Origin of the sequence: Ruminococcus sp. MCC718, assembly GCF_018783905.1 — a bacterium.
Taxonomy (GTDB): domain Bacteria; phylum Bacillota; class Clostridia; order Lachnospirales; family Lachnospiraceae; genus Hominisplanchenecus; species Hominisplanchenecus faecis.
Genome location: NZ_WQNP01000028.1, coordinates 1 through 3,344, shown reverse-complemented (window position 1 = coordinate 3,344; position 3,344 = coordinate 1). Strand labels below are relative to the sequence as shown.

Sequence of the window (3,344 nt, the reverse complement as noted above, 5' to 3'; positions counted from 1 at the left end):
TTTGATACCTAATTTTCAACCTGTATAAAATTTTCAATGTTCTTCAATTTAGCCTTGACTTTTTATTTGCAGGCTTGATTGGTTCATACTTTGGTATTGTAATTGGCATACACCCTTGCTTTCTGAAAGTGTAATGACTGCTTCCACTTCTTGGTGCATTCATTTCGTATCCGTAGCTTTCCAATATCGGGAAAGATGCTTTGTATTTTTGTGTATTGATGTCATATACATTGCTTTTGGGTCTATGACCTGCCGGACAGGAAATGATTTCTTTTCCGTCCTCTGAGAATTTAAAATCTGCATAGATATCTGCCACATCAGTCCCTTTTAGATCGGTTGTGATAAGAGTTACATTTTTTTCAGCAAACCAAATCTGATCCATACGAAAGAACTTTAGATCAAATCTCAATTTTTATTTCCTAAATTTCAATTAAACTTTCCTATCGTAAGTACAAGATATTTTCTTGTCTACAAATAATATTACGCATACGAGACGGTTTGTCCATGCGTTTTTGACTGGTAAATTTTATATTTTATTACGATATTTTTTTCAAAATCTTTTTCTCATTTGTCTTTGAAAAATCACTTAACCGATAAGAACGAACTCTTGTCTTGACAATAATCGGAATCAATAAACCATTATTTACCAGTTTTGCACATCTATTAATGACTGTTTTGTTTGTTACACCGATCATTTTGCTTACTTCAATTGGCGTAAATTCATATAACCGCTTTTTTAATAGAAATGCCAAGAATTCTTTTTCTTTTGCATTTAAATAAGATAGGCTTCCATCTAACTCGTCGTTTTCGGATGTTTTTGATAATTCATATACCTTTTTAGAATACAATTCCATCATCCGCAAAAAATAATTAATCCAAATTTCCGGATGAGGAGGATTTTCTCTTCCTGAATAATATAACGCCGGTAACCCCATTTGCAGTGATGCATAATATTCATCTGGATCATAGGCAAAATATTCTTCCAGAGAACCTATTCCATTAAAACCATATCCATAATAATCAAGAATATAGCCTGACATTAATCTGGCGGTTCTTCCATTTCCATCTTCAAAAGGATGAATGGTAACCAATTGATAATGAACTACAGCAGCAATAATCAGCGGATGATCATCTGTAGTATTTACATATTCAACAAGTTCATCCAACAAGTCTGGAATATCAATATACTCTGGTGGAATATATTCCGCTGCACCTGTTTCGGAATCATATACTGCAAATAACATTCCAGGCGGCATAGGGCCTCTTAAGCCTATCTTTTCTTTTGACGCACCTTTTTCAACCATTGCCTGCACTTCTAAAATCATTTCTTTTGAAAAAGCTTCTTTCTTTTTCAGTTTTTCTTCTAAAAAATTTAAAGCCAAAAAGTAATTACGAACTTCCTGTTCTGGCTTTAAAAAGTGTTTGTGAGGATCACTATCAATAGCCTCATTTGCCTGTTTTTCAGTTAATGGATTTCCTTCAATTTTGTTAGAAGCATAGGAACTTTTTTTCTTAGAGTTTTTTCTAAGTCTGTTTTTTATAATAGGTGGCATTTCTATCGTACTAAGAGAAAAACGCTTTTCGTCTATTTCCGATATTCTTTTTAAAATTTCATTTGTTAGCGTAACCTTAATCACATGATCCACCTCCATTTCATCCATATATTATATCGTTTTATGAATTGTTTTTCCACTAAAATTACACTATTTTTTCACTATTTTTCATTACTTCATCGTCTTCGCCAGTGAATTGAGCAATGCCCGCATCTCTGAATTAACCAATACCTTTGCCAGAAGTTCCGGATCGACTTCATCGGCAACAGTTGCATTATTATTTTCCTGCTGTACATGCATCTGTGGATCCAGATTCTTTTTCTCATAAAATGCTTCTTCAAAAGCTCTCTCTGCATTTTTCCTGAAATTAAGTAAAGAATCGGGTTGCCTTTACATAGTTTCCACTTTCAAAAAATAAAAAAGTTTGAGCTGGCAATCAATAGCCTGTACTCTAAGGGAAAATACGACATCTATGTAACAGGCTCTAACGCTTTCCTGTTGAGTGCAGATCTGGCAACTCTGTTTACCGGACGCTATATTGAAATTCATATGTTTCCTTTCAGCTTCCAGGAATATTGCCAATATTATGATGATATTAGCGACAAAGATAAGCTCTTTGATGAGTACGCTATCAAGGGCGGTTTAGCAGGTTCCTATGCTTATAGAACCGAAAAAGACAGAACAAACTATATAAAAGAAGTCTACGAAACCATTGTTACAAGGGATTTGGTACAAAAATATAATCTCCCTGACACTTTGGTTTTACAACGTCTGAGTGAGTTCCTTATGGATAATATCAGCAACCTGACTTCTCCTAATAAGGTCAGTCAGCTTCTGACAGCAAATAAGACTCCAACCAATCATGTAACCGTCGGCAAGTACATTAAGTATTTGTGCAATGCTTTTGTATTTTATGATATTAAGAGATACGACATCCGAGGTAAGAAATACCTTGAAAGTTCTGAAAAGTTCTATTTGTGTGACAGCGGTATTCGATATGCAATACTGGGAAGCAGAAATATGGATTATGGCAGAGTATATGAAAACATCGTTTGCATCGAGCTTCTTCGCCGTGGATATGATGTTTATGTCGGCAAGCTCTACCAAAAGGAAATCGACTTTGTTGCTCAGAGAGGCAGCGAGAAGTTTTATATTCAGGTCAGCGACAACATTTCCGGGCAGGAAACATTTGAGAGAGAATGCTCTCCTCTGCTTCAGATTCGAGATGCCTATCCGAAAATGATTATTGCCAGAACCAAACATCCCCAATATAGCTATGAAAGAATCGAAATTCACGATATAGCCGATTGGTTACTGCAAGAATAAGCAGGGCGAAATATCTCCGTCATTCTCTTTTGAAATGATGGAGATATTTTTATTGTTGTTAAGGCAAGACCCTAAAAAAGAAAAAGAGCATATGGAATTTGAATCCATACACTCTATGATTACTGGAACTTTATTTGATTTTAATTCAACAAACTGAAATTTTCTCAATTCTTCATCTCTGTTTTTTTTCTTTTCCAATTAATTAATAGACCAATCGTTGAAATAACAAAAATTAATGCTGATGTTAGAGAAAAAATACCATCAGTAACCACAAATATGATAAACGTGGCTAATGGAATATAATTAAGAATACTTTTCAAAATTTTCATGTCCAATCCTCCTTTTTTAAATCTCATTAATCTTATAAAATATTTTGTTCTAAAAATTCCGATTGAACAAAATCGCTGCGCGATGGCCTGCCAAGGCTGTGGCGCAGTTTTATTTTTATTAAAAAAGCAGTGGAAT

At 34.4% G+C, this 3,344-nt stretch carries 4 protein-coding genes and 1 pseudogene; 1 reads left to right on the top strand and 4 read right to left on the bottom strand.

The window, feature by feature from the left end; translation table 11 throughout:
- Nucleotides 1-43: 43 nt before the first annotated feature.
- From GPK60_RS15610 to GPK60_RS15500, 3 genes are all read right to left on the bottom strand, one after another.
- Entirely contained in the window at nucleotides 44-382 is a 339-nt protein-coding gene (locus tag GPK60_RS15610; RefSeq protein ID WP_346727707.1) for a hypothetical protein, read from the bottom strand.
- Between the two features lie 154 nt (nucleotides 383-536).
- Nucleotides 537-1,661: a Fic family protein gene (locus GPK60_RS03495; protein ID WP_215658864.1), complete on the bottom strand. Its 1,125-nt coding sequence runs from the start codon at nucleotides 1,659-1,661 to the stop codon at nucleotides 537-539.
- 63 nt (nucleotides 1,662-1,724) lie between these two features.
- Nucleotides 1,725-1,853 (bottom strand): hypothetical protein, encoded by a 129-nt coding sequence (locus GPK60_RS15500; RefSeq protein WP_264297126.1) that lies wholly within the window; start codon nucleotides 1,851-1,853, stop codon nucleotides 1,725-1,727.
- Nucleotides 1,854-1,973: 120 nt separating this feature from the next.
- On the opposite strand from GPK60_RS15500, the pseudogene GPK60_RS03485 reads away from it, so the two are divergent.
- Nucleotides 1,974-2,879, top strand: a pseudogene (locus GPK60_RS03485) (ATP-binding protein); the annotation flags it as partial.
- A 164-nt stretch (nucleotides 2,880-3,043) separates the two neighbouring features.
- Here the strand turns inward: GPK60_RS03485 and GPK60_RS03480 are convergent.
- On the bottom strand, nucleotides 3,044-3,344 hold a 301-nt coding region (locus tag GPK60_RS03480; RefSeq protein ID WP_215658866.1), incomplete at its 5' end, for a hypothetical protein.